At 70.4% G+C, this 24,156-nt stretch carries 23 protein-coding genes and 1 pseudogene; 13 read left to right on the forward strand and 11 right to left on the reverse strand.

Features of this window, described 5'->3' with window-relative positions:
- The 3 genes and pseudogenes from ADBZ5U_RS01095 to ctaC all read right to left on the reverse strand — a co-directional run.
- Positions 1 to 519, reverse strand: a pseudogene (locus tag ADBZ5U_RS01095) (hypothetical protein); the annotation flags it as partial.
- A 19-nt stretch (positions 520 to 538) separates the two neighbouring features.
- Entirely contained in the window at positions 539 to 958 is a 420-nt protein-coding gene (gene ctaF / locus ADBZ5U_RS01100; protein WP_526261483.1) for an aa3-type cytochrome oxidase subunit IV, read from the reverse strand.
- An 11-nt stretch (positions 959 to 969) separates the two neighbouring features.
- Entirely contained in the window at positions 970 to 1,989 is a 1,020-nt protein-coding gene (gene ctaC / locus ADBZ5U_RS01105; protein ID WP_526261555.1) for an aa3-type cytochrome oxidase subunit II, read from the reverse strand.
- Between the two features lie 257 nt (positions 1,990 to 2,246).
- Here ctaC and asnB point away from each other — a divergent pair, with 257 nt between their 5' ends.
- On the forward strand, positions 2,247 to 4,220 hold the full coding sequence (gene asnB, locus ADBZ5U_RS01110; RefSeq protein ID WP_526261485.1) for an asparagine synthase (glutamine-hydrolyzing): 1,974 nt from the start codon (positions 2,247 to 2,249) through the stop codon (positions 4,218 to 4,220).
- 6 nt (positions 4,221 to 4,226) lie between these two features.
- On the opposite strand, the gene ADBZ5U_RS01115 is transcribed toward asnB, so the two are convergent.
- A complete protein-coding gene (locus ADBZ5U_RS01115) occupies positions 4,227 to 5,237 on the reverse strand; it encodes a carbohydrate kinase family protein (protein WP_526261487.1) in 1,011 nt (336 codons plus the stop codon).
- 116 nt (positions 5,238 to 5,353) lie between these two features.
- Here ADBZ5U_RS01115 and ADBZ5U_RS01120 point away from each other — a divergent pair, with 116 nt between their 5' ends.
- Positions 5,354 to 5,947: an Rv0361 family membrane protein gene (locus ADBZ5U_RS01120; protein ID WP_526261489.1), complete on the forward strand. Its 594-nt coding sequence runs from the start codon at positions 5,354 to 5,356 to the stop codon at positions 5,945 to 5,947.
- Between the two features lie 7 nt (positions 5,948 to 5,954).
- Here the strand turns inward: ADBZ5U_RS01120 and ADBZ5U_RS01125 are convergent, their stop codons facing one another.
- Positions 5,955 to 6,332, reverse strand: coding sequence for a HesB/IscA family protein (locus ADBZ5U_RS01125; protein ID WP_526261491.1), 378 nt, complete (start codon positions 6,330 to 6,332; stop codon positions 5,955 to 5,957).
- A 67-nt stretch (positions 6,333 to 6,399) separates the two neighbouring features.
- Positions 6,400 to 7,473: a glycerate kinase gene (locus ADBZ5U_RS01130; protein WP_526261557.1), complete on the reverse strand. Its 1,074-nt coding sequence runs from the start codon at positions 7,471 to 7,473 to the stop codon at positions 6,400 to 6,402.
- A gap of 86 nt (positions 7,474 to 7,559) precedes the next feature.
- On the opposite strand from ADBZ5U_RS01130, the gene ADBZ5U_RS01135 reads away from it, so the two are divergent.
- From ADBZ5U_RS01135 to ADBZ5U_RS01155, 5 genes are read left to right on the forward strand one after another with little or no spacing between them, the layout of a single operon-like run.
- Entirely contained in the window at positions 7,560 to 8,255 is a 696-nt protein-coding gene (locus ADBZ5U_RS01135; protein WP_526261494.1) for a DUF3043 domain-containing protein, read from the forward strand.
- Between the two features lie 8 nt (positions 8,256 to 8,263).
- Positions 8,264 to 8,797 (forward strand): bifunctional adenosylcobinamide kinase/adenosylcobinamide-phosphate guanylyltransferase, encoded by a 534-nt coding sequence (locus ADBZ5U_RS01140; RefSeq protein ID WP_526261496.1) that lies wholly within the window; start codon positions 8,264 to 8,266, stop codon positions 8,795 to 8,797.
- Entirely contained in the window at positions 8,797 to 9,828 is a 1,032-nt protein-coding gene (cobT, locus tag ADBZ5U_RS01145) for a nicotinate-nucleotide--dimethylbenzimidazole phosphoribosyltransferase (RefSeq protein ID WP_526261498.1), read from the forward strand. Before ADBZ5U_RS01140 ends, cobT begins: the two co-directional genes overlap by 1 nt.
- Positions 9,825 to 10,571: an adenosylcobinamide-GDP ribazoletransferase gene (locus ADBZ5U_RS01150; RefSeq protein WP_526261500.1), complete on the forward strand. Its 747-nt coding sequence runs from the start codon at positions 9,825 to 9,827 to the stop codon at positions 10,569 to 10,571. The genes cobT and ADBZ5U_RS01150 overlap by 4 nt, the downstream gene beginning before the upstream one ends.
- A gap of 58 nt (positions 10,572 to 10,629) precedes the next feature.
- Positions 10,630 to 11,925, forward strand: a complete 1,296-nt coding sequence (locus tag ADBZ5U_RS01155; RefSeq protein WP_526261503.1) for a sensor domain-containing diguanylate cyclase — start codon at positions 10,630 to 10,632, stop codon at positions 11,923 to 11,925.
- A gap of 89 nt (positions 11,926 to 12,014) precedes the next feature.
- On the opposite strand, the gene ADBZ5U_RS01160 is transcribed toward ADBZ5U_RS01155, so the two are convergent.
- The gene (locus ADBZ5U_RS01160; protein WP_526261505.1) at positions 12,015 to 13,121 is read right to left on the reverse strand and encodes a branched-chain amino acid aminotransferase; all 1,107 of its coding nucleotides are present in this window, start codon (positions 13,119 to 13,121) and stop codon (positions 12,015 to 12,017) included.
- A 22-nt stretch (positions 13,122 to 13,143) separates the two neighbouring features.
- Entirely contained in the window at positions 13,144 to 14,256 is a 1,113-nt protein-coding gene (gene gcvT / locus ADBZ5U_RS01165) for a glycine cleavage system aminomethyltransferase GcvT (protein WP_526261507.1), read from the reverse strand.
- A 38-nt stretch (positions 14,257 to 14,294) separates the two neighbouring features.
- Between gcvT and ADBZ5U_RS01170 the strand changes: the two genes are divergently transcribed.
- Positions 14,295 to 15,812, forward strand: coding sequence for a leucyl aminopeptidase (locus tag ADBZ5U_RS01170; RefSeq protein ID WP_526261509.1), 1,518 nt, complete (start codon positions 14,295 to 14,297; stop codon positions 15,810 to 15,812).
- Positions 15,813 to 15,857: 45 nt separating this feature from the next.
- Positions 15,858 to 16,934: an alpha/beta fold hydrolase gene (locus tag ADBZ5U_RS01175; RefSeq protein ID WP_526261511.1), complete on the forward strand. Its 1,077-nt coding sequence runs from the start codon at positions 15,858 to 15,860 to the stop codon at positions 16,932 to 16,934.
- Between the two features lie 21 nt (positions 16,935 to 16,955).
- Here the strand turns inward: ADBZ5U_RS01175 and ADBZ5U_RS01180 are convergent, their stop codons facing one another.
- Positions 16,956 to 18,710, reverse strand: a complete 1,755-nt coding sequence (locus ADBZ5U_RS01180; RefSeq protein WP_526261513.1) for an SDR family oxidoreductase — start codon at positions 18,708 to 18,710, stop codon at positions 16,956 to 16,958.
- 7 nt (positions 18,711 to 18,717) lie between these two features.
- Positions 18,718 to 19,074, reverse strand: a complete 357-nt coding sequence (locus tag ADBZ5U_RS01185) for an oxidoreductase (protein ID WP_526261515.1) — start codon at positions 19,072 to 19,074, stop codon at positions 18,718 to 18,720.
- Between the two features lie 139 nt (positions 19,075 to 19,213).
- Between ADBZ5U_RS01185 and sucB the strand changes: the two genes are divergently transcribed.
- The 3 genes from sucB to lipB all read left to right on the forward strand — a co-directional run bounded on the left by sucB (position 19,214) and on the right by lipB (position 22,712).
- Positions 19,214 to 21,004 carry a 2-oxoglutarate dehydrogenase, E2 component, dihydrolipoamide succinyltransferase gene (gene sucB / locus ADBZ5U_RS01190; protein WP_526261517.1) on the forward strand — a complete coding sequence of 597 codons (1,791 nt, stop codon included), beginning with the start codon at positions 19,214 to 19,216 and terminating at the stop codon, positions 21,002 to 21,004.
- 114 nt (positions 21,005 to 21,118) lie between these two features.
- Positions 21,119 to 22,030, forward strand: coding sequence for a TIGR01777 family oxidoreductase (locus ADBZ5U_RS01195; RefSeq protein WP_526261519.1), 912 nt, complete (start codon positions 21,119 to 21,121; stop codon positions 22,028 to 22,030).
- Positions 22,031 to 22,043: 13 nt separating this feature from the next.
- Positions 22,044 to 22,712 (forward strand): lipoyl(octanoyl) transferase LipB, encoded by a 669-nt coding sequence (gene lipB / locus ADBZ5U_RS01200; RefSeq protein ID WP_526261521.1) that lies wholly within the window; start codon positions 22,044 to 22,046, stop codon positions 22,710 to 22,712.
- Here the strand turns inward: lipB and ADBZ5U_RS01205 are convergent, their stop codons facing one another.
- Positions 22,713 to 23,081: a hypothetical protein gene (locus ADBZ5U_RS01205; RefSeq protein WP_526261523.1), complete on the reverse strand. Its 369-nt coding sequence runs from the start codon at positions 23,079 to 23,081 to the stop codon at positions 22,713 to 22,715.
- Positions 23,082 to 23,208: 127 nt separating this feature from the next.
- Between ADBZ5U_RS01205 and lipA the strand changes: the two genes are divergently transcribed.
- Positions 23,209 to 24,135, forward strand: coding sequence for a lipoyl synthase (gene lipA / locus ADBZ5U_RS01210; RefSeq protein ID WP_526261525.1), 927 nt, complete (start codon positions 23,209 to 23,211; stop codon positions 24,133 to 24,135).
- Positions 24,136 to 24,156 lie beyond the last annotated feature (21 nt).

The following is a 24,156-nucleotide window of genomic DNA, read 5'->3' on the forward strand; positions in this document are numbered from 1 at the left end:
CTCGCTGGTCGGCGGAGGCGGCGGAGGCTCGGGGCTCGGCGACGGCGGAGGCGGCGGGGGCGGCGGGGGCGGCTCCGGCGTCACGGTGACGGTCTCGGCCGGCGGGGGCGGGGGCGGCGGCGCCTCCGTTGCCGGGGGCGGCGGTGGCGGCGGCGAGGACGTGGTGGTGGTGATCTGATCCTGCACCGGGGGTGGGGGAACGGTGCTCGTGGTCGGGGTGGCCAGGTTCTCGGTGTCGTCGTCGCCGGTCACCAGCAGCGCCACCGACACCACCAGCGAGATGGCGGCGATGATGGCGGTGACACCCACCACCCAGGGCCACTTCGGCGGCGGCAACTCTTGTGATCCGCCGGGTTGCTCGTAGGCGTCGTAGTCGTAAAGTTCCAGTTCGGTGGATGGAACATAGGGGGCGATGGTGTACTGCTCGGACTCCGGCGCCGAGTAGGCACGGGAGAAACCGGTGTCGGTCAGCTCTTCGCGGTCGCCGACCGGCCGATCAGGCGGATTGGGCCCGCTCATCTGTTGGACCTCGGAACGATCAGTGCTTCTCAGCGCCGACGTAGTACTCGAAGACCAGTCCGCAGACCGCCGCCACCACTGCGACGATTCCGGAGACGATGAGCCACGGCAGCCAGAGGGCGGTCCCGATGGCCGCGGTGGAGAACGCGGCCGCGATCAGGATCGGCCACCAGCTGTGCGGGGAGAAGAACCCCAGCTCGCCGGCCCCGTCGGCGATATCAGCCTCGTCGTAGTCCTCGGGGCGGGTGTCCAGACGCCGCGCCACGAAGCGGAAGAACGTGCCGATGATCAGCGACAGGCCTGCGGTCAGGACCAGCGCCGTGGTGCCGGCCCATTCCAGGCCGCGCGGTGAGAACACCGCGGTCAGCGCGCCGTACACGATCGACGTGAGAACGAAGAAACCGGTCAGGACCTCGAACAGCCTGGCTTCGATACGCATTCCGACTCTCCCTACTTGGTCGCCTGCGCGGCGGCCATCTCCGGCTTCGGGATCACTTGCTCACCACGGCGGGTGTCGAACGGCTTGGTGGTGATCGCCTGCGGGGGCTGTTTGATCGCCTGCAGCGCCGCGGCGTTGGACTTGCCCGAGCTGCGCGCCTGCAGGTAAGCCTTGAAGTCGTCGGCGGAGACCACGCGCACTTCGAAGTTCATCATGGAGTGGTAGGTGCCGCACATCTCGGCGCACCGCCCGACGAAGGCCCCGGTCTTGGTGATCTCGGACACCTGCCACTTGTTCTCCGAGTGGTTGGCCTCCGGCTCCGGGAACACGTCACGCTTGAACAGGAACTCCGGAATCCAGAACGAGTGGATCACATCGGCGGAGGCCTGCTGGAACTCGATCCGCTTGCCGGCCGGCAGGACCAGGACCGGGATCTCGTCGCTGTTGCCGATGGTTTCGATCTTGTTGAAGTTGAGGTAGGACCGGTCCTCGGGATTCCGGCCGGCGACCGCGCCGACCTTCTCCTCACCGTGGGCGTCCTCACCCTCGGGCTTCGACACCACCGCGGCCTTGCGGGCCGGGTCGGCGCCGTCGTAGTTGAACGATCCGTCCGCGTAGGCGATCTTCTGGTAACCGAACTTCCAGTTCCACTGGAAGGCCGTGACGTCGACGATGACCTCCGGGTTGGGCTCCCTGTTCAGCACCTTCTGCCCGGTGACCACGGTGAAGTAGAACAGCACCGAGATGATGAGGAAGGGGACCACGGTCAGCGTCAGTTCGAGCGGCATGTTGTAGCCGAACTGACGGGGCATCTCGTCGTCGCCGCTCTTCTTGCGGAAGGCCGCGGCGCACCAGAAGATCAGAGCCCAGACGATCACGCCGACGACCAGCGCGGCTATCACCGACCAGAGCCACAGCGTGTGCATGGCGTGCGCCTCGGGGGTGACGCCCCGCGGCCACCCGAGCGCCAGAGCGTCTTTCCAGCTGCAACCGCTCAGGGTCAGTGCCAGCAGCGCGAAGGCGACGGTCAGGCCCGCCGTCCGCCGCCGGTTGGAGCGGGTCCCGGAGCTGGTCGTGGCATCGCCTAGCCCGCGTGGTGTCACCTGGCGCCTCCTGTGTCACAACCTGGGCCGACGCACCCGGACCACCTCGAAAGAGCGGCACGAGGGCACATCGCCACTCGAATACTACGCAGCGTAGACCACCTTTGAACAGCAAGCTGACACACCTCGCGATTCAGTTGGATCCTCATTCGGCCGCCCGGTCCCGTTCGGGCATACTTGGCCGGATGTGCGGACTGCTTGCCCTGGTAGGAGACGCCGCCGGCGCCATCACCGAGGAGACCGTCGAGGCCGTGGCGGGTGCGTCGCACCTGATGCGCCACCGGGGACCCGACGAGCCCGGAACTTGGACCGATGCGGCCGGTGCCGCGGGGCCGGCGGCGTCGGGCACGGTCGTTCTGGGCTTCAACCGGCTCTCCATCATCGACATCGCCCATTCCCACCAGCCGCTGCGCTGGGGGCCGCCCGGCGAGCCGGAACGGTACGTCCTGGTCTTCAACGGCGAGATCTACAACTACCTGGAACTGCGCGAGGTGCTGCGCGACGAGTTCGGGGCGCAATTCGCCACCGACGGCGACGGGGAGGCCATCGTCGCCGCCTACCACTACTGGGGCACCGAGGCGTTGACCCGGCTGCGCGGCATGTTCGCCTTCGCGCTGTGGGACACCGTGCGCCGGGAACTGTTCTGCGCCCGGGACCCGTTCGGAATCAAGCCGCTGTTCATGGCCACCGGACCGGGCGGCACCGCGGTCGGCAGCGAGAAGAAGTGTCTGCTGGGCCTGGCCGGCGCCCTCGGGCTGGACACCGACATCGACACCCGGGCCCTACAGCACTACACCGTTCTGCAGTACGTGCCCGAGCCGGAGACGCTGCACCGGGGGGTGCGCAGGCTGGAGTCCGGCTGCTACGCGGTGATCCGCCCCGGCCAGTCCCCCGCCATCACGCGCTACTTCAGGCCGCGCTTCGCGGCGGTCCCGTTCCGCGCCGGCCCGGGGTCGGCTTCGGAACAGGCCCGCTACGACGAGATCACCGCGGTCCTGGAGGACTCGGTCGCCAAGCACATGCGCGCCGACGTCACCGTCGGGGCGTTCCTGTCCGGTGGCATCGACTCCACCGCGATCGCCGCGCTGGCGATCCGGCATAACCCCCGGCTGATCACCTTCACGACTGGCTTCGAGCGGGAAGGCTTCTCCGAGGTCGACGTGGCGGTGGCATCGGCGGAGGCGATCGGGGCCCGGCACGTCGCCAAGGTGGTCAGCCAGTCGGAGTTCGTCGCCGCATTGCCCGAGATCGTCTGGTACCTCGACGAGCCGGTCGCCGACCCGGCGCTGGTGCCGCTGTTCTTCATCGCCCGCGAAGCCCGCAAGCACGTCAAGGTGGTGCTGTCCGGGGAGGGTGCCGACGAGCTCTTCGGCGGCTACACGATCTATCGGGAGCCGTTGTCGCTCAAGGCTTTCGACTACCTTCCCAAGGGCTTCCGCAAGTCCCTGGGCAAGGCCTCCAGACCGCTGCCGGAGGGGATGCGCGGCAAGAGCCTGCTACACCGCGGTTCGCTGACGCTGCAGGAGCGCTACTACGGCAACGCGCGCAGCTTCTCCGACGAGCAACTGCGGGCGGTGCTGCCCGGCTTCCGACCCGAGTGGACCCACACCGACGTCACCGCGGCCATCTACGCCGGCTCGGAGGACTGGGATCCGGTGGCCCGGATGCAGCACATCGACCTGTTCACCTGGCTTCGCGGCGACATCCTGGTCAAGGCCGACAAGATGACGATGGCCAATTCGCTGGAACTGCGGGTGCCGTTCCTGGACCCCGAGGTTTTCGCGGTGGCGTCCCGACTCCCCTACGACCAGAAGATCACCCGGACCACCACCAAGTACGCCTTGCGCCGCGCCCTGGAACCGATCGTGCCGGCCCACGTGCTCAACCGCGCCAAACTCGGCTTCCCGGTGCCCATCCGGCACTGGCTGCGCTCCGGGGAACTGATGGACTGGGCCTACGGCATGATCGACGCCTCGCAGGCCGGTCATCTGGTCGACCTGCCCGCGGTGCGGGCCATGCTCGACGAACACCGGGCCGGCGGCAGCGACCACAGCCGGCGGCTGTGGACCGTACTGATCTTCCTGCTGTGGTACGCCGTCTTCGTCGAGGAAAGCATCGTGCCGCGGATAAGCGAGCCGCACTACCCGGTGCAGTTGTAGCGGCGCTCAGTTCCGGCGGGTCAGCGGTCGGCCGCGAGCGGAGACGGCCATTGCCTCGGCGATCTCGTCGGCGGCATCGGCGCCGAACGCCCCGGCCAACCGGGTCCGGGCCAGCGCGGGATCCCACGTCCAGTTCTGCGTGCCGGTGGTCTCCAGCACCAGCACCGCGACCAGCGAGCCCAGTTGCGCGGCCCGTTCCAGGCCGAGGCCGTTGCTGCGGCCGGTGAGGAAGCCCGCCCGGAAGGCGTCGCCGACACCGGTGGGATCGACCTGGGCGGTTTCCGGGACCACCCCGACGTGGATGTCGGTGCCGTCGGCCCCGACGATGTCGACGCCCTTGGCGCCCAGGGTGGTGACCCGCAGGCCGACCTGGCCGAGGACGTCGGCGTCGGACCAGCCGGTCTTGGACAGCATCAGGTCCCACTCGTAGTCGTTGCTGAACAGATAGGCGGCGCCGTCGACGAGGCGGCGGATCTCCTCGCCGGACAGCCGCGCCAGCTGCTGTGAGGGATCGGCCGCGAAAGCCAGACCGAGGGCGCGGCACTCGTCGGTGTGGGAGAACATCGCGTCAGGGTCGTTGGCCCCGACGATGACCAGTTCGGGCGTGCCGACCGCGGCCACCACGTCGGCCATTCGGATGTTGCGCGCCTGCGACATCGCACCGGGGTAGAACGACGCGATCTGTGCCATGTCCACATCCGTGGTGCAGACGAACCGCGCGGTGTGCTGGGTGTCGGAGACCAGCACCTGGTCGCAGTTGACGCCGGCGGACTCCAACCACTCCCGGTAGTCGGTGAAATCGACGCCGGCCGCACCGATCAGCGTCGCGTCGCCGCCCAGCACGCCGATCGCGTAGGCCATGTTGCCCGCCACACCCCCGCGGTGCACCACGAGATCGTCGACCAGGAAGCTCAGCGACACCTTCTGCAGGTGCTCGGCCAGCAACTGCTCGGAGAAGCGGCCCGGAAACCGCATCAGGTGGTCGGTGGCAATGGATCCCGTTACCGCGATGGTCACGACAGGCGTCCGCCCTTCATTCATGGGGCAGGCCGGCCGGTGCGCTAGCCTGCGTATCAGGAGCCGACTATATGGCCCGATCGTGCAGCGATGTTATTCGACAGGAGTCCCATTCGATGGCCGGCCCGTATCCGCCGCACCAGCCCGGCGGCGCGGAGCCGTATCCGTACCCGGCGGCCTACCCCGGTCCGTTGCCGCCGCCGATCGGCTATCCGCAACCGCCGCGACGCAGCCGCGCGCTGCTGTGGACCCTGGCGGGACTCGGCGCGGTGGCGGCGTTGGTCGCCGCCGGGCTGTTCGCCAAGGGGGCGCGACCGGGCGCCGGGACGGGCGCGTTCACCGATGCCGCCGCGAAGACCGCGATCCAGGGCTATCTGACGGCGTTGTCCGACAGCGACACCGAGACGGTGGCCCGCAACAACGGGTGCGGCATGTTCGACGCGGTCAAGGACCGCAAGTCCGACCTCGCGCTGGCCAGGCTGGCCAGCGACGCCTTCCGCAGACAGTTCACGCAGGCCGAGGTGACCTCGATCGACAAGATCGTCCGGGCGTCGCCCTATCAGGCGCAGGTGCTGTTCACCATGGACGTGTCGCCGGCGTCGAGCGCGCGCAAGGGCCGCACCGAGGAGCAGGGCGTGGCCCAGTTGCTGCGCGAGGACGGCAAGCTGCTGGTCTGTAGCTACCTGCTGCGCACCGCGGCGCAGTACTGACCGGGCGTCAGTTGAACGAGTCGCCGCAGGCGCAGGATCCGGTCGCGTTGGGGTTGTCGATGGTGAAGCCCTGCTTCTCGATGGTGTCGACGAAGTCGATCGTCGCGCCCTGCACGTAGGGCGCGCTCATCCGGTCGACGGTCAGTGTGACGCCGCCGAACTCCACGTTCAGATCGCCGTCGAGGGCGCGGTCGTCGAAGAACAGGTTGTAGCGCAGGCCGGCGCAGCCACCGGGCTGTACCGCGATGCGCAGGGCCAGGTCGTCGCGACCCTCCTGGTCCAGCAGAGTCTTGGCCTTGGTGGCGGCGGCGTCGGTCATGGTGACGCCGTGGGCGGCGGTGCCCAGGTCCGTCGCATCGGGCGAGGTGGTCGACTGGTCGGTCATTACGTCTCCTCAGAGGCAAGTCATTGGGCGGGCGGCCCATTGGAGTCAACGGTACCCCGTCCCCCTACTATTCCTGCGATCCGTTCGGCCAGTCGGCCGCGGTGCGGGCGGCCAGGCCGGACAACTGGGCGGCGGCGTCGCCGATGGCCCGTCGCACCGATCCCGCGTAGTCCCGCAGGGCATACGCCGCGGTGATGCCGGCAGCCCGGGCCGCCGGCGCGGATAACCCGACCTGGCCGGCCAGCACCAGCACCGGAAGGCCGCGTTCCCGGGCCGCGGCGGCCAGCGACCCGACCACCTTTCCGTGCAGCGACTGCCCGTCGAGACGGCCCTCGCCGGTGATCAACAGGTCGGCTCGGGCGATTTCGGCGGGCATCCCGGCATGGCCGGCGATCAAGGCGGCTCCGGATTCCCGTCTTCCGCCCAGGGCCAGCAGCGCCGCACCCAGTCCCCCGGCTGCACCGGCGCCGGGCAAGCCGGTCACGGGGCGCCCCGCGACGGCCTCAAGCTCGAGGGCCCACTTCGCCAGGCCGGCCTCGAGAATCCCGACGGTGCGCGGGTCCGCACCTTTCTGCGGCCCGAAGATCCGGGCCGCCCCGGACGGCCCGAGCAGCGGATGTTCGACATCGGTGGCGGCGATCAGATCCACCCCCGTCAGTCTGCGGCGGGCAGCGGCCAGGCCGCCCAGGGCCTCGGCCATGCCGCGCCCGCCGTCGGTGCAGGCGCTGCCACCGAGGCCCACGACCACGGTGCGGGCGCCCGAACGCAGCGCCTGATCGATCAGCCGGCCCACTCCTGCGCTCTGGGCTGCCAGCGCCGTCTCGGCCGTCGGCGCTCCGCCGAGCAGCGCCAACCCGCAGGCCTGAGCACTTTCGATGTATGCGGTCGGGCCGGCCGGATCGAACACCCAGGCCGCCGTGACGTCATGTGAGAGCGGGCCGCGGACCCGGCTGCGTCGCAACCGCCAGTCCGGGTGCCGCGCGGACAGGACCTCGACGAAGCCCGGGCCGCCGTCCGACAACGGGACGGTCACCAGCCCGTCCTGCGGGCGGGCCCGCCGCCACCCTTCGGCGATGGCCCGGGCGGCCTCCAGGGCCGACAGGCTGTCCCCGAAGCAGTCCGGGGCGATCAGCACGCGCAGGGCCACCCCGGCAGGCTACTTCTCGCAACCGGTCTCGCAACCGGCCCGCACCGGCCGGGTCGCCGGGGCGAAGTAACCTGTCAGTCGTGAAACCGCTGGGCCGCCGAAATGCCGGTGCGGACGACTCGGGGTCTGACGACTCGGGGTCCGCCGCGGAGACCCCTGATCCGACCGAGGCCACGCCTGAGGCCGTGACCGGGAGCGCCAACCGCACCACCTCGCCGAAGGGCCGGCCAACCCCTAAGCGCACCGACAAGGCCAAGAAGCGCGGCCCGGTGGCGCCCGCTCCGACGACCTCCGCCGAGGCTCGACAGCGCCGCAAGGAAATGCGGAAGACGATGACCAAGGAGGAGCGCAAGGCCGAGAAGGTCAAGCGCCGCGCCGCCATGGCCACCCAGCGCGAGCGGATGATGTCCGGCGAGCAGGCCTTCCTCATGCCGCGCGACAAGGGCGAGGTCAGGGCCTACGTCCGAGACCTGGTCGACTCGAGGCGCAATCTGCTCGGGCTGTTCCTGCCGCTGTCGCTCATCCTGATCTTCGTCATGCTCGCATTGCCCAGGCTGGCCTACTATTCGCCGCCGTTCACGCTGGCCCTGATGCTGGGCATGCTGGTCGACGGCTTCCTGCTGGCCCGAAAGGTCAACAAGGCGGTGGACGCGAAGTTCCCCGACACCACCGAAACCCACCGCAAGCTCGGCCTCTACGCCGTCTCGCGAGCCACCCAGCTGCGCCGATCCCGAGTGCCGCGCCCCCGCGTCGAGCGCGGCGCGACGGTGGCCTGAGCGCGGCCGTGCGCACCCTGGTGCTCGGCGGTATCCGGTCCGGCAAGTCGCTCTGGGCCGAGTCGGCGTTACCCGGGGACGCACCGGTGCGCTACATCGCCACCGGGTCGAGCGGCGGCGACGACGGCTCCGACCCGGCCTGGCTTCGGCGCGTTGCGGCGCATCGCGACCGCCGGCCCGCGGCGTGGAGCACCGTGGAGACGGTCGACGTCGCCGGACAACTCGGCCGAGACGGCAGTCCCACGCTGGTCGACGACCTCGGCGGCTGGCTGACCGCCGTCCTGGACCGGCGCGGCTGGGACGGTGCGCCGATCGTCTCCGACGTCGACGAACTGGTCTCCGCCGTGCACCGCTGCAGCGCCGAACTGGTCGTGGTCAGCCCGGAGGTCGGCTTGACGGTGGTCCCGGCCACCGAGTCGGGCAGGCGCTTCGCCGACGAGTTGGGCGGGCTCAACCGCCGCCTGGCGGACTGCTGCGACCAGGTGGTTCTGGTGGTCGCCGGTCAGCCGCTCTGGATCAAGCCGACGAAGGCGATGCACTGATGGAATTCACCGAGATCGCGTCACCCGACGGCAGGGTCGCTGCCGCCGCGCGCCGCCGCCAGGACATGCTGACCAAACCCCGGGGAGCGCTGGGCCGGCTGGAGGACGTGGCCATATGGGTGTCGTCCTGCCAGGGCGAATGTCCGCCCAGGCCCTTCGAACGTGCCCGCGTCGTCGTGTTCGCAGGCGACCACGGGGTGGCCCGGCACGGAGTTTCGGCCTACCCGGCCGAGGTCACCGCTCAGATGGTGGACAACATCGAGGCCGGCGGGGCGGCGATCAACGTGCTCGCCGACCTGGCCGGCGCGACGGTGCGCGTCGTCGACATGGCGGTGGACCGCGACGCGGCGGCCACCTACCGGGTGCGGCGCTCGAGCGGCGACATCGCCGTGCAGGACGCGTTGAGCACCGATGAGGCCGTCGCCGCCATCGAGACCGGGATCCGGATCGCCGACGAGGAGGTCGACGCCGGGGCCGATGTGCTCATCGCCGGCGACATGGGTATCGGAAACACCACTGCCGCAACCACTCTGGTCGCCGCAGTGACCGGGATCGAACCGGTGCTGGCGGTGGGCCGCGGAACCGGGATCGACGACGCGGCATGGGCCCGCAAGACCGCCGCGGTCCGCGACGCGCTGTACCGCTCCCGGGCCGTGCACACCGACCCGGTGGGACTGCTGGCCGCCTGCGGCGGCGCCGATCTGGCCGCCATGGCCGGCTTCTGCGCGCAGGCCGCGGTCCGGCGGACCCCGCTGCTGCTGGATGGCCTGGTGGTCGCCGCCGCCGCGCTGCTGGCCGAACAACTCGCGCCCGGGGCGCGGTTGTGGTGGCAAGCGGGCCACCGTTCGCCCGAACCGGCGCACACCCTGGCCCTGACCCATCTGCGCCTCGAGCCGATCATCGACCTGGGCCTGCGGTTGGGTGAGGGCACCGGCGCCGCGTTGGCCCTGCCCGTCGTCCACGCGGCAGTCGCCGCCCTGGCGTCGATGACGACATTCGCCGACGCGGGCGTGTCGGGCCCGGACTCGTGATCGATTCGGTGGCAAGCGCTTTCGCGTTTGGCAGCGTTCTCCCGGCCGGGCATCGCGACACCGGCCCGTCCGCCGCCACCATCACCGCGCTGCCGGTGGTGGGTGTCGCCCTGGGCCTCGCCGCGGCGGTGGCGCTGGAGGCCGGTCGCTGGGCGTTCGGGCCGCACAGCCTGCTGGCCGGGGCATCGGCGGTGATCACCCTGCTGGTCCTGACCCGCGGGCTGCACATCGACGGACTTGCCGACACCGCCGACGGGCTGGGCTGCTACGGATCCCCGCAACGCGCCCTGGCGGTGATGCACGACGGTTCCACCGGCCCTTTCGGCGTCGCCGCCGTCGGCGTGCTGATCCTGACCCAGGCCGCCGGCCTGGCCGCGCTGCCCACCGGGATCACCGGCACCGCCGCCGTCGTGACGGCGGTCGTCACCGGACGGGTCGCCGCCGTGCTGGCCTGCCGGCGGGGGGTGCCCGCCGCGTCCGGTAGCAGCCTCGGTGCGGCGGTGGCCGGCAGCCAGCCGGCGACGGTGGTGGCGGCCTGGGCGCTGGCCGCCGGCGCGCTCTCGGCGGCCGCCTGCGTGCGGACCTGGCAGGGCCCGGTCGTGGTGGCCGTCGCCCTGCTGGCCGCGGCGGCCGTGATCCGCCACTGTGCGCGCCGCTTCGGCGGCATCACCGGCGATGTGACTGGCGCGGCGGTGGAACTGTCTACCACGCTGACCCTGCTGGGACTGGCGATCCGGACCTGAAAGCCGTCACCATGGGAACTAATCATCGGCCAAGACCGCGCACTTCGAGGGGTGACAGGTGACCGAAGACGATGTGGCCACCGGCAGCGTGCCCGATTCCCACTGGTTCCAGCGGGTGGCGGACAGCAGCGGCCTGGTGTTCTTCATTCTGCGGATTCGGCCCGATGTGGCCTTCGAGTTCGTCACCGGCGGGATGCGGACACAGCTGGTGGGTTCCAGGCCCGACACCACGCCGGACGCCGCGCGGACACTGCTGGACCAGGTTCATCCCGACTCGGCCGGCGGTCTGGCCACCTTGCTCGGGATGGAGCCGGGTCAGCAGCACCTGATCGAGCTGAAATGGAGGCACGTCACGGGCCGGCCGGTGTTCAGCCGCGGTCAGGTGCTCTGCCGCCGGCGCGAGGACGGGTCGGCGGTCGTCGAAGGCGCGATGCAGGACGTCACGCATCTGCACGAGATGGAACGGGAACTGCGCAACTCCGAGCAGCGCCACCGCCTGCTGGCCCACAACGCCTGGGACGTCATCTGGACCATGGGGCTGGACGGTTCCATCACCTACGTCAGCCCCGCGGTCCAACGGGTGCGCGGTTTCACTCCCGAGGAGGCCATGGCCCAGCCACTCGAGGAGATCCATCCCCCGGAATCCGCGGCCAAGGTCGGAAGCTACTTCGCCGACCTGTTCGCGGCCATCGAGAGCGGCACCGAGGTCCAGATGTACCGCGGGGAGCACGAGTACTACCGCAAGGACGGCTCCATCATGACCGGCGAATTACAGGTCATTCCGCACGTGGATTCCGACGGCAACGTAGTCGAGATCCTCGGTGTCACGCGAGATATCAGTCAGCGCAAGATGTTCGAAGCGGAATTGACCCGGCTGGCCGTCACCGACCCGCTCACCGGGCTGTGGAACCGCCGGCACACCACCGAGTTGCTCTCCGCGGACATCGCCCAGGCGGGACGCAGTGGCCAGGCGCTGACACTGCTCATGGTCGACGTCGACCACTTCAAGTCCATCAACGACACCCACGGGCACCAGATCGGCGACCGCGTGCTCATCGAGGTGGCCAACCGGCTGCGCGAGCAGGTTCGCACCACCGACGTCGTAGCACGTTGGGGCGGTGAGGAATTCGTCATCCTGCTCCGGTACTGCGGCCTGAGCGATGCGGTCGCGATCGCAGAGAAGTTGCGGCATCGGATCGCCGACGTCCCGTTCGAGCGCCTGTGCTCGGTCAGCGTGAGCATCGGGGCGGCCGAACTGCTCCCCGGCGAGGATCTGCCCTCCTGGGTGGCCCGCGCCGACGCGGCGTTGTACCAGGCCAAGCGGTCCGGGCGGAACACCGTGGCGCACGGCTGAATTCGCGCGGGCGTCAGCGGAGCCGGGTCATCCAGCACCACCCGCGAAGCGTCAGCGGAGCCGGGTCATCCAGCACCACCCGCGAAGCGTCAGCGGAGCCGGGTCATCCAGCCGTGCGTGTCGGCGAAGGTCCCGCGCTGAATGCCGGTGAGTGTGTCGCGCAGCGCCATGGTGACCTCGCCGGGCTGACCGTCACCGACGGTGAACTCGCCATCGCCGTATTTCACCTGTGCCACCGGGGTGATGACCGCCGCCGTACCGCAGGCGAATACTTCGGTGATCTCACCGGTGGCCACGCCTTTGCGCCACTCCTCGACGTCGATCTTGCGCTCCTCCACCGCGAAACCCGCATCCCCGGCCAGCTGGAGCAGCGAGTCGCGGGTGATGCCGGGCAGCAGCGACCCGCTCAACTCAGGGGTGACCAGGTGCGCCGAGCCTCCCCTGCCGAAGACGAAGAACAGGTTCATCCCGCCCATCTCCTCGATGTAGCGGCGCTCGATGGCGTCCAGCCACACCACCTGGTCGCAGCCGTGTTCCGCCGCCTCGGCCTGGGCCAGCAGCGAGGCCGCGTAGTTGCCGCCGAACTTGGCCGCACCGGTGCCGCCGGGGCTGGCACGGACGTACTCGGTGGACAGCCACACGCTGACCGGTTTGATACCGCCCTTGAAGTAGGCCCCGGCCGGCGAGGCGATCACCAGGTAGCGATAGTGCGCCGAGGGCCGCACCCCGAGCCCGGGCTCGGTGGCGATGATGAACGGACGCAGGTACAGCGACTGCTCTCCGCCGGCCGGCGGGACCCAGAGGTGGTCGACGGCGATGAGTTGGCGCAGCGACTCGAGGAAGGCCTCGTCGGGCAGTTCGGGGATGGCCAGCCGCCGCGCGGAGGCGCGCAGCCGGGCCGCGTTGGCGTCGGGACGGAACGAGACGATCGACCCATCGGCCCACCGGTAAGCCTTCAGTCCCTCGAAGACCTCCTGGGCGTAGTGCAGGACGATCGCCGAGGGATCCAGTTCGATGGGCCCGTAGGGCACCACCTGGGCCTCGTGCCAACCACGGTCGCGGTCGTAGCCTATCGACACCATGTGGTCGGTGCTGTACTGGCCGAATCCCGGGTCGGCGAGGATCGCCGCGCGTTCGGACTCGCTCGCCGGGTGGGCGTTGCGCTGCACCGTGAACGCGAGCGTGGCCTGGGACATAGCCGCGATTCTATAACCGCGTCTAGCGGGTCTTGACATCGATGAACGGCGGCTTGACGACCTCGAAGTCCAGCATCCGTCCGCGCACGTCGACGCTGACCAGCGACCCGTCCGCCACACCGGCCCCGGTGTCGATCAGCGCCAACGCGATGCCCGCACCCAGCGTCGGCGAGAACGTGCCCGAGGTGGTGTGCCCAACCGGCCGCGCGTCCGCCAGCACCGTCATCTCGGCGCGCGGCACCCCGCGCCCGACCGCACGCAAGCCGCGCAGCAGCCGTCGGGGACCGGCCTGCTTCTCGGCGACCAGCGCTTCGCGGCCCCAGAAAGCGTCCTTGGACCACCCCACCGCCCAGCCGCAGCGAGCCTGCAGCGGGGAGATCCCCAGGGACAGTTCGTGGCCGTGCAGCGGATATCCCATCTCGGTGCGCAGCGTGTCACGTGCGCCCAGGCCCGCCAGTTGACCGCCCCGTCCCTCCACCTCGGCGGCCAGCGCGTCGAACACCACCGGTGCGTCGTCCCAGCGCGGCAGCAACTCGTAGCCGTGCTCGCCGGTGTAGCCGGTGCGACACACCCGGACGGGCAGGCCCGAGTAATCGGCGTCGGCGTAGCCCATGTAGTCCATGTCTACGGGCAGCCCGAGGGCGGTCAGCACCTCAGCCGAACGCGGGCCCTGCACGGCCAGCACCGCGTGGGAGCGGTGCTCGTCGGTTACCGAAATGCCCGGTGGCGCAGCATTTTTCAGGAGAGCGACGACGGCGGCGGTGTTGGCCGCGTTGGGCACCAGGAAGATCTCGTCATCGCTGACGTAGTAGGCGATGAGGTCATCGACGACGCCGCCGTCCGGTGCGCAGCACAAGGAGTACTGGGCCTTCCCGGGCCCGATCCGGCGCAGGTCGTTGGTCAGCGCGGAGTTGACGAACTCCGCCGCCCCGGGACCGGCCACCAGCGCCTTGCCGAGATGGCTGACGTCGAAAAGCCCGACCGCCTCCCGGGTGGCGGTGTGCTCGCCGACGGTGCCGGCGTAGGACACCGGCATCAGCCACCCGCCGAACGGTGCGAAGGTGGCGCCGCGGTCGCGGTGGCGACCCTCCAGCGGGCCGTGAAGCAGCTGTTCCTCGGTCGGGTCACTAGTCACGCGGTTAACCCTAAACGCAGCCGGTTAGGGTGTCGCTGATGAGCACCCGGCCCGGCTACACCGCCCCCACCGTCACCGTCGCGACTTCCGTTCCCAGACGCGGGTCCGGTTCGTCGGTTCTGCTGGTGGGGGTTGTCGGCGGCCCCGGCGACGACGCGGCGCCGAAGGTCGTCGGCGGGTCGTTCCTCGACGCCGAGGCCGTCGGCGAGATCGAGGTCGCACTGCGGGCGCTGGGCGCCAAGGCCGGGCCCGAGCAGGTCACCAGACTGCACATCCCGTCGTTGCCGGTCGGCAGCGTGCTGGCCGTCGGCCTCGGCGCGCAGCGCGACGATTGGCCGGCCGAGACGATCCGGCGTGCCTCCGGAGCCGCCGCCCGGGCGCTGAGCGAGGTGCGTGCGATCATCACCACGCTGTCGGAGTTGCACCTCGATGCGGCGGTCGAGGGCCTGATCCTGGGCGGCTACCAGATGCACGAGTTCCGCAGCGCCAAGACCGCGCCCAAGGAACCGGGCCCGGCGAGGATCACCGCGTTGTCGACCGCCGCGGGCGCCAAAGCTCAGGCCGCCCGCGCGGTCGCGATCGCCACCGCCGTGGCCACCGCCCGGGACCTGGTCAACACTCCCCCCAGCCATCTTCACCCCGACGAATTCGCCAGGCGGGCAAAGCTTCTGGGCACCGACGCCGGACTGGCCGTCGAGGTGCTCGACGAGAGGGCACTGGCCGGGCAGGGCTACGGCGGGATCATCGGTGTCGGCAAGGGCTCGGCCAACCCGCCCCGGCTGGTGCGGCTGACCTACCGCGGCGCCAAAGGCGGGAAGGGCCGGAAGGTGGCGCTGATCGGCAAGGGCATCACCTTCGACACCGGCGGCATCTCGATCAAGCCGGCCGCCCAGATGCATCACATGACCTCCGACATGGCCGGGGCCGCGGCGGTGGTGGCCACGATGGTGCTGGCCGCCGGGCGGAAGCTGCCCATCGACGTCGTCGCCACCGTCCCGATGGCCGAGAACATGCCCTCGGCCACCGCCCAGCGGCCCGGCGATGTGCTGACCCAGTACGGCGGCGTCACCGTGGAGGTGCTCAACACCGACGCCGAAGGCCGGCTGATCCTCGCCGACGCGATCGTGCGGGCCTGCGAGGACTCCCCCGACTACCTGATCGAGACCTCCACGCTGACCGGGGCGCAGACCGTCGCGCTGGGCGCGCGGATCCCCGGGGTGATGGGCAGCGACGAATTCCGCGACCGGGTGGCGGCGCTGTCCCAGCGGGAGGGCGAGAACGGTTGGCCCATGCCGCTTCCCGACGAGCTCAAAGAGGACCTGAAGTCGACGGTGGCCGACCTGGCCAACATCAGTTCGCAGCGGTTCGCCGGCATGCTGGTGGCCGGCGTGTTCCTGCGCGAGTTCGTCGCCGAGGGCGTGCAGTGGGCCCACATCGACATCGCCGGTCCGGCCTACAACACCGGCGCGCCGTGGGGCTACACCCCCAAAGGAGGGACCGGAGTGCCGGTGCGGACGCTCTTCGCGGTCCTGGAGGACATCGCCGAGAACGGCTGAGCCGGAACGGGTGGGGAAGTCGCCCGGTACCCGTATCCTCGGCCCATGAGCTCGATTTTCGACAGGAACCGGACCCTGGAGCAGCGCCGTCAGGCGGTCTCCAACATGTACGACTTTCTGGTCAAGGGGGGCATGGCCGACACCACCAGGATGCCTTCGGAGGTGATCGAACAGGCCCGCAAGGCGACACTGCATCGCTACCACCCGACCACCGACACGGCCAAGGGCGACCCGGTATTGCTGGTGCCGCCGCTGGGTTCGCAGTCGGTGTGCTTCGACCTCAGACGCGGCTGCTCGCTCACCGAGCATCTTCTGGCCTCTGGACGACCGGTCTACCTCGTGGACTACGGCGAGATCGCGTTGTCCGACCGCGACCTCGGCCTGGAGCACTGGGTCACCGATGCCGTGCCGGCCGCGATCAGGAAGGTGTCCGAGGACAACGGCGGCCGGCCGGTGAATCTCGTCGGATGGTGCCTGGGCGGAGTCATCTCCATCCTGACCACCGCTGCGTGGGGCCACGAACTGCCGATCAAGTCGGTCGTCATGGTCGCCAGCCCGTTCGACATCAGCAAGAACCCGATGGTCGCCCCGGTTCGCACCATCGGCAAGTACACCGGCGGCCGGGTCCTCGGGAGCCTCATCAAGGTGATGGGCGGGATCCCCGCGCAGATCGTCGGGCCGGCGTTCAAGGCGACGTCGATCACCACCTACCTCAAGAAGCCGATCACGCTGATCAAGCATCGGGACGACCGGGAGTTCCTGGCCCAGGTTGAGGCGGTCGACGGGCTGATGAACAGCATGCTCGCCTATCCGGGGCGTTCCACGCTGCAGGTCTATCAGCGACTGGTCCAGCAGAACGACCTGGCGGACGGCAAGGTTCAGGGCCCCAACAAACTGGTCGACCTCGCCGAGGTGCGGGTTCCGGTGATGAACGTGGCCGGCACCACCGACGTGCTGGTGCCGGTCGACGTCGCCCATCACGTCGGCACTCTGCTGCCCAACTCGCCCGAGGTCCGCCTCGAGACCGCCCCCGGCGGGCACCTCGGGGTGCTGACCGGGCGCTCGGCGGTGAACACCACCTGGAAGATGATCGACGATTTCCTCGACAGGCAGTCCGCCTGAGCGGGTCGGAACGCCCTCGCGCTAGACCACTTTGCCGCGGGCGGTGCTGCGCAACGCCTGCGGCAGCAGCCTGGAGGTGCCGTAGAGCAGGTAGGCCTCCGGGGTGACCGGACGCACCGCCTTCTTGGCCCGGACCGCCGACAGGATGGCCGCCGCCACCCTCTCCGGACCGTACCGGCGTACCTCGAACATCCGCTCCAGTTGCGCCCGCCGGGCGGGGACGGCCGACTGGCGGCCCTCGGCGGCGTGAAAGCCGGTGGCCGAGAGGATGTTGGTGTTGACCAGGCCGGGGCAGATCGTCGTCAGTCCCACCCCGGCGGTGTCGAGTTCGGCCCGCAGACAGTCGGAGAACATGTACACCGCCGCCTTGGAGGTGCAATAGGCGTTGAGCGAACTGAGCGGCGCGTAGGCCGCCATCGAGGCGACGTTGACGATGTGCCCGCCGGTCCCCCGCTCCACCAGTCGGCGCGCGAAGGCGCGGCAGCCGTTGACCACCCCGCCGAGGTTGACGTCGAGCACTCGGTCGAACTGGGATGCCGGGATGTCCAGGAATGCCCCCGCCACCCCGATCCCGGCGTTGTTGACCACGATGTCCGGCACACCGTGGTCGGCGCAGACCCGCTCGGCGAAGGTCTCGACGGCCTCGGCGTCGGCGACGTCGAGCGCAAACGAGTGCGCCACGCCGCCGGTGTCCCTGATCCGGGCTGCGGTGGCGGCGGCGCTCGCCTCGTCGATGTCGCTGACCACCACCTCGGCGCCCTCGGCCGCGAAGGCATACGCCGTGGCCCGGCCGATGCCGCTGCCGGCGCCGGTGACCGCAACCAGCATGTCGCCGAAGGTTTTTCGCGGCCGGCCCACCTCCGCCCGCAGCAGGGCCCGGCTGGGCTGCTCGCCTTCGAGGTGTCGGGCCAGTTCGTCCACCGCGCCCGCCACCACCTGCGGGTGCGACATCGGCGACCAATGGCCGGCGCGAATGTCGCGGCGCCACAGCGAGGAAACCCACCGCGGGGTGTCGTCGTAGACGTAGGGCCGGACGAACCTGTCCTCGGTGTTGACCAGCAACTGCACCGGAACAGAGACGTGGCGCTCCCGCACCGGCGCCCTCAGCGCGCGAAAGACGTTGGCGCGGTAGATTTTCAGACCGTTGGTGGCGTCGGCGACGAAGGTGCGGCCCTGGTGCCGCTGGTGCGCCGGGAGGCCGGGGGCGATCAGGCGGCGATTCATCCACCGGGCCAGGAACGACCGCATCGCCGCCGGCGTGAGCACCGGGATCGAGAAACCGACCATGTAACTGAAGTGGGCGGCTTGGGTAAAGGCCCGGGCGAATCTTCGTGGGCGGTGGGGTCGGGCCAGTCCCTCCCGGATGAACCGGCTCAGATGACCGGGGTCTGGCCCGGAGACCGAGGTGTAGGACGCCACCAGGTCGCCGGCCCCCGGGCGGGTCAGGTATTCCCACACCGTCGCCGCACCCCAGTCGTGGCCGACCGCGTGCACTTTCTCGCCCGGACACAGCTGGGAGACCACGGCGTCGAAATCGTCGGCCAGGATGGCGACGTCGTAGGCCGCCGCCCGCCGGGGCGCCTCGGACCGCCCGGCGCCCCGGTTGTCGTAGCGGATGACGCGGTACCTGCCGGCCAGCAGCCCCACCACGCCGTCCCACAGCTTGTGCGAGTCGGGCCAGCCGTGCACCAGCACCACCGTCGGCCCGTCCGGATTGCCCTCCAGATAGGCCGCGAGACGGGTTCCGTCGCGGGACTGGATGTAGCGCGTCGTCATCCGGGGATCACTGCCCGTCGAGTTCGGAGCGCAGCGCACGGCTGCGCTCGATCCGGCGCCGGGCGTCGTGGTCGCGCATCCGTTTCGGGTAGCCGACTTTCTGGACGTCGTAGACCGGGATGCCCAGTCGCTGGCCGATACGCCGCGCGCCGGCGGGTCCGCCGGCCGGGCGGCGGGTCCATTCGCCGTCGGCGGCCACCAGGACGACGGTCAGCGGGGTGACGGTGGTCTGGGGTTCGATGTAGGCCTCCACGCCGGTGCGTTCGGCCGCCCAACGGCCCAGGTATCGCAGGTCGGGGGCACCCGTGCGGTCGCCACCGGCGCCGCCCGGCCGTCTTCGCCGGATTCTGTCGAACAGGCCCACCGCCGCAATCTCCTCTCGAACCGCCGTTCCTCGATGGTGCCAGAGAAAAAGACCTTGCCGCTTACCCGCCCATGACGGTCCGACAATGACAGGATTGGGGCACCATCGGCCGTCCGAAGCTTTCGAGGAGTCAACAGTCATGTCCGTCTCCGTCCAGATGCCCGCACTCGGCGAGAGCGTCACCGAGGGCACCGTCACCCGCTGGCTCAAGCACGAGGGTGACACCGTCGAGGTGGACGAGCCGTTGCTGGAGGTGTCCACCGACAAGGTCGACACCGAGATTCCCGCCCCTGCCTCGGGGGTGCTGACCAAGATCGTCGCCCACGAAGACGACACCGTCGCCGTCGGCGGGGAGCTGGCCGTCATCTCCGACTCGGGTGCGGCGGCCGCGCCGGCCCCGCCGACCGCGTCCGTCGAACAGCCCACGCCCGCCGAGCAACCGGCCGCTCAGGCGGCCCCGGCGCCGGCGCCGGAGATCAGCGAGGCTCCCGCGCCCGCCGCTGTGCCCCCGCCGCCCCCGCCCCCGGCCGCCCCGGTGGCGTCGGGCTCGTCGACACCGGTGCTGATGCCCGAACTCGGCGAATCGGTCACCGAGGGCACCGTGACCCGCTGGCTCAAGAAGGTCGGCGACACCGTCGCCGTGGACGAGCCCCTGGTCGAGGTTTCCACCGACAAGGTCGACACCGAGATCCCCTCGCCGGCATCCGGCACTCTGCTGAGCATCACCGCCGAGGAGGATGTGACGGTCAAGGTCGGCGGCGAGCTGGCCAGGATCGGCCAGGCCGGCCCGGTGCCCTCCCAGCCGGAACCCGAACCCACGCCGCCCGCTGCCCCGCCGCCCGCTGCCCCGGCGCCCGCTGCCCCGGCTCCCGCTGCCCCGGCTCCGCCGGCTCCCCCGGCGCCCCCGGCTCCCGTGGCGGAGCGACCGCCGGCCCCCGCACCCACCCCGGCACCCGCCCCGGCACCCCCGCCCGGAGCCGACGACGGCACGCCCTATGTCACCCCGCTGGTTCGAAAGCTGGCCTCCGACAACGGTGTCGACCTCTCCACGGTGAAGGGCACCGGGGTGGGCGGACGAATCCGCAAGCAGGATGTGCTGGCGGCCGCCGGCCGGAAGGACGAGGGCCGGGAGGCCCCGGCCGCCGCTCCCCCGGCCGCGGCCGAGAAGGCCGCCCCCGCGCCGGCGGCGCCGTCACCGCTGGCGCACCTGCGCGGCACCACCCAGAAGGCCAACCGGATACGTCAGATCACCGCCCGCAAGACCCGCGAGTCGCTGCAGGCCACCGCCCAACTCACCCAGACCCACGAGGTCGACATGACCAAGATCGTGGGTCTGCGGGCTCGGGCCAAGAAGGAGTTCGCCGAACGAGAGGGCGTGAACCTCACCTACCTGCCGTTCTTCGCCCGCGCGGTGATCGACGCTCTCAAAGCGCACCCGAACATCAACGCCAGCTTCAACGAGGAGACCGGCGAGATCACCTACTACGACGCCGAGCACCTGGGCTTCGCGGTGGACACCGAGCAGGGTCTGCTCTCGCCGGTCGTGCACAACGCCGGCGACCTGTCGCTGGCCGGACTGGCGCGGGCCATACACGACATCGCCGCCCGGGCCCGTTCCGGCAACCTCAAGCCCGACGAACTCTCCGGTGGGACCTTCACCATCACCAACATCGGAAGCCAGGGAGCGCTGTTCGACACCCCGATCCTGGTCCCGCCGCAGGCCGCGATGCTGGGCACCGGGGCGATCGTCAAGCGGCCGCGGGTGATCGTCGACGAACTCGGCAACGAGTCGGTGGGCGTGCGGTCGGTGTGCTACCTGCCGATGACCTACGACCATCGCCTCGTCGACGGCGCTGACGCCGGCCGCTTCCTGACCACCGTCCGCAAACGGCTTGAGGAAGCCGCCTTCGAAGGCGAACTGGGACTTTGAGCGACAGCGAAATGACGACTTTGAGCGAAGGCGAAATGAGGACTTTGAGCGAAGGCGAACTGGGACTTTGAGCGAAGGCGAAATGACGACTTTGAGCGACAGCGAAATGACACCTTGAGCGAAACATTGACCGTCGCCGTCGCGGGCTCGTCGGGTCTGATCGGCTCGGCACTGGTCGCCGCCCTGCGCTCCGCCGATCACCGGGTGATCCGGATCGTGCGGCGCACCGCGGCCAACCGCGATGAGCTGCACTGGAATCCCTCCAGCGGCGAGTTCGACCCGGCCGGCCTGGACGGGGTCGATGCGGTGGTCAACCTCTGCGGCGTGGGCGTGGGCGACAAGCGCTGGTCCGGCGCTTTCAAGCAGAGCCTGCGCGACAGCCGCATCGACGCCACCGAGGTGATCTCGGCGGCGGTCGCCCAAGCCGGCGTCCCCACCCTGGTCAATGCCAGCGCGGTGGGCTACTACGGCGACACCGGCAGCCGCATCGTCGACGAGACAGCTTCTGCCGGAACAGGTTTCCTGGCCCAGTTGTGCGTCGACTGGGAGGCTTCCACCGGTCCGGCCAGCGACGCCGGGGTACGGGTGGTGCTGGCCCGCACCGGGCTGGTGCTCTCCCCGGCCGGCGGCATGCTCAGCAGGCTCAAGCCGCTTTTCGCCCTGGGACTCGGTGGACCGCTGGCGGGCGGGCGGCAGTACATGCCGTGGATCACCCTGGAGGACCAGATCCGGGCCATGCTGTTCGCGATCCGCAGCACCGGGTTGTCCGGGCCGGTCAACTTCACCGGTCCGGTGCCGGTCACCAACGCGGAGTTCACCGCCGCGCTGGGGAGGGCGGTGAACCGGCCCGCGCCCTGGCCGGTCCCCGGCATCGCCCTGAAGACGCTGCTCGGGGAGTTCGCGCAGGAGGGCCTGCTGGGCGGCCAGCGTGCCATCCCGGCCGCCCTGGAACGTGCCGGTTTCGTCTTCCATCACAACACCATCGGGGAGGCTCTCGCCTACGCCACCGGCTCGAAGGGGAGGTAGTACCGTCGGTTGGATGCGGCAATCCATCCGCTCCAGCGATGCCCCGGTGCGGGTCCGTCAGCTCGGGACGCTGGACTACCTCGCCGCCTGGGAACTTCAGCGGGCGACCGCCGAGACGCGGATCGCCGGCGGCCCGGACACCTTGATGCTGCTGGAACATGCGCCGGTGTACACCGCCGGCAAGCGGACCGAGGCCCACGAGCGTCCGGTGGACGGAACCCCCGTGGTGGACACCGACCGCGGCGGCAAGATCACCTGGCACGGGCCCGGGCAGCTCGTCGGGTATCCCGTCATCGGCCTCGCCGCGCCGCTGGATGTGGTGAATTACGTTCGGCGCCTTGAACAGTCGCTGATCGCCGTGTGCTCCGACTACGGGTTGGACGCCGGCCGGGTCGACGGCCGCTCCGGTGTGTGGCTGCCGCCGGAGTCGGGTCGGCCGGCCCGCAAGATCGCCGCGATCGGCATCCGGGTCGCCCGCGGCACCACGCTGCACGGCTTCGCCTTGAACTGCGACTGCGATCTGGGCGCGTTCCGGGCGATCGTGCCGTGCGGGATCGCCGACGCGGGGGTGACGTCGCTGACGGCCGAACTGGGCCGCCGGGTCGGCGTCAGCGAGGTCCGGGACCGGGTCGCCGGTGCGGTCTGCGACGCCCTGGACGGCCGCCTGGCGACGGCGCGGTGACTAGCGCGGACCGATTCCGCCGGGACCGACCGGACCGACCCCGACCGGGCCGACCACACCGCCGACCCCGACCGGACCGACCGGACCCGTGACCGGATTGACCCCGACCGGGCCGACCACACCGCCGACCCCGACCGGGCCTGCCGGGCCCGCGACGACCGGGGCGACCGGGACGCATACGAACCTCACCGGGTCCCAGACCCACCCGACGGCGCAATCGGCGTTGTTGGCAGTGCTGCCCGGAGGCGTGGCCAGAACGGCCAACGGGAGCACCCCGGCCATCAGCGCGAATCCCGCGATGGCCGCGCCTCGTCGGACCGAATGGTGTCGAGCCGAAAGATGTCGAACCGAATGATCGAGCACCGTCATCGCCGGTCTCCTCAAGTGTCTTGACTGCCCGTGCCGGTGGAGTCTCGGGCTAGTGCGGATAGTGGTCAAGCTAGCACGGGACGATCGCCGGTGCACCGGGCTCTCGGGTGCCCGTAACATCGCGACCATGAGCGTGCATCCCGGTGACCGTAGGCTTCTGCGGCTCGAGGTGCGAAACGCCGAGACCCCGATCGAACGCAAACCGCCGTGGATCAGAACCCGGGCCCGGATGGGACCGGAGTACACCGCGCTGAAGGGGCTGGTCCGTCGCGAGGGCCTGCACACCGTCTGCGAGGAAGCCGGTTGCCCCAACATCTTCGAGTGCTGGGAGGACCGGGAGGCCACCTTCCTGATCGGCGGCGAGCAGTGCACCCGCCGCTGCGACTTCTGCCAGATCGACACCGGCAAACCGGCCGAACTCGACCGGGACGAGCCACGGCGGGTGGCCGAGAGCGTGAAGGCGATGGGCCTGAAGTACGCCACGGTGACCGGGGTGGCCCGCGACGACCTGCCCGACGGCGGCGCCTGGCTGTACGCCGAGACGGTCCTGGCGATCAAGAGGCTCAACCCGTCGACCGGCGTGGAACTGCTCGCCCCCGACTTCAACGGCGAGCCGGCCCTGCTGCGGCAGGTCTTCGAGTCCCGCCCGGAGGTGTTCGCGCACAACGTGGAGACGGTGCCGCGCATCTTCAAGCGGATCCGTCCGGCGTTCCGGTACCGGCGCAGCCTGGACGTGCTGACCGCGGCGCAGGAGTTCGGGCTGGTCACCAAGAGCAACCTGATCCTGGGCATGGGCGAGACGATCGACGAGGTGCGCACCGCGCTGGTCGACCTGCACCGCGCCGGGTGCGACATCGTCACCATCACCCAGTACCTGCGCCCCTCCCCGCGTCATCACCCGGTGGAGCGCTGGGTTCATCCCGAGGAATTCGTCGAACTGGCCGGCTACGCCGAGGGCCTGGGTTTCGCCGGTGTGCTGGCCGGACCACTGGTGCGCTCCTCGTATCGGGCCGGGCGGCTTTACGATCAGGCTTCGCGGGCATCACGGCATTAACGACGCCAACCGTCCGTATCC

Origin of the sequence: Mycobacterium sp. (assembly GCF_040398885.1) — a bacterium.
GTDB lineage: Bacteria > Actinomycetota > Actinomycetes > Mycobacteriales > Mycobacteriaceae > Mycobacterium.

Bases quoted from the DNA above. Each gene is read 5' to 3' on its own strand.
- ctaF (WP_526261483.1), bottom strand. From the start codon at position 958: ATGCGTATCGAAGCCAGGCTGTTCGAGGTCCTGACCGGTTTCTTCGTT.
- asnB (WP_526261485.1), top strand. From the start codon at position 2,247: ATGTGCGGACTGCTTGCCCTGGTAGGAGACGCCGCCGGCGCCATCACC.
- ADBZ5U_RS01120 (WP_526261489.1), top strand. From the start codon at position 5,354: ATGGCCGGCCCGTATCCGCCGCACCAGCCCGGCGGCGCGGAGCCGTAT.
- ADBZ5U_RS01125 (WP_526261491.1), bottom strand. From the start codon at position 6,332: ATGACCGACCAGTCGACCACCTCGCCCGATGCGACGGACCTGGGCACC.
- cobT (WP_526261498.1), top strand. From the start codon at position 8,797: ATGGAATTCACCGAGATCGCGTCACCCGACGGCAGGGTCGCTGCCGCC.
- ADBZ5U_RS01160 (WP_526261505.1), bottom strand. From the start codon at position 13,121: ATGTCCCAGGCCACGCTCGCGTTCACGGTGCAGCGCAACGCCCACCCG.
- ADBZ5U_RS01170 (WP_526261509.1), top strand. From the start codon at position 14,295: ATGAGCACCCGGCCCGGCTACACCGCCCCCACCGTCACCGTCGCGACT.
- ADBZ5U_RS01175 (WP_526261511.1), top strand. From the start codon at position 15,858: ATGAGCTCGATTTTCGACAGGAACCGGACCCTGGAGCAGCGCCGTCAG.
- ADBZ5U_RS01180 (WP_526261513.1), bottom strand. From the start codon at position 18,710: ATGACGACGCGCTACATCCAGTCCCGCGACGGAACCCGTCTCGCGGCC.
- sucB (WP_526261517.1), top strand. From the start codon at position 19,214: ATGTCCGTCTCCGTCCAGATGCCCGCACTCGGCGAGAGCGTCACCGAG.
- lipB (WP_526261521.1), top strand. From the start codon at position 22,044: ATGCGGCAATCCATCCGCTCCAGCGATGCCCCGGTGCGGGTCCGTCAG.
- ADBZ5U_RS01205 (WP_526261523.1), bottom strand. From the start codon at position 23,081: ATGACGGTGCTCGATCATTCGGTTCGACATCTTTCGGCTCGACACCAT.
- lipA (WP_526261525.1), top strand. From the start codon at position 23,209: ATGAGCGTGCATCCCGGTGACCGTAGGCTTCTGCGGCTCGAGGTGCGA.